Source organism: Neisseria sp. P0001.S005, from assembly GCF_051963715.1.
Map to the genome: position 1 here is coordinate 1 of NZ_JBQCTZ010000494.1, position 627 is coordinate 627.

Consider the following 627-nt stretch of genomic DNA (forward strand, 5'->3'; position numbering starts at 1 on the left):
TAGGGAGAGGGTAAGCAAGCCGCAGGCTTGCCTCTTTAGCGAAAGATACGAATCTGTTATCCGAACGCGATTCGGTTTTTGAAAAAGCCGTGGTGCCAAGGGGGCAGGGGATTCATTATGAGGTGCTTTATGTTTTCGACTGTGATTACTGCTGCTGTTTTATATATTGCTACAGCAGTAGATTTGTTGGTAATACTATTAATATTTTTTGCTAGAGCAAATACTAGAAAAGAATATCGAGATATTTATATCGGACAATATTTAGGTTCTGTAATTTTAATATTAGTTAGTTTATTTCTAGCTTTTGTTTTGCATTATGTTCCGGAAAAATGGGTGTTGGGTTTATTAGGTTTAATACCGATTTACTTAGGTATTAAAGTTGCTATTTACGACGATTGTGAGGGCGAAAAAAGAGCTAAAAAAGAATTGGATGAAAAAGGGTTGTCAAAATTAGTCGGTATTGTTGCTTTGGTTACAGTTGCTAGTTGTGGTGCAGATAATATTGGACTTTTTGTTCCTTACTTTGTGACTTTAGATCTTGTCGACTTATTAGTTACTCTTCTTGTATTTTTAATATTGATTTTTGTTTTAGTATATACAGCACAAAGATTGGCTAATATTTCAGGT

At 34.4% G+C, this 627-nt stretch carries 1 protein-coding gene; it reads left to right on the forward strand.

Features of this window, described 5'->3' with window-relative positions; genetic code table 11:
* Positions 1–129: 129 nt before the first annotated feature.
* Positions 130–627, forward strand: a 498-nt coding sequence (locus ACTHSP_RS21270; protein ID WP_440346914.1) for a CadD family cadmium resistance transporter, incomplete at its 3' end; no start/stop codon positions are given.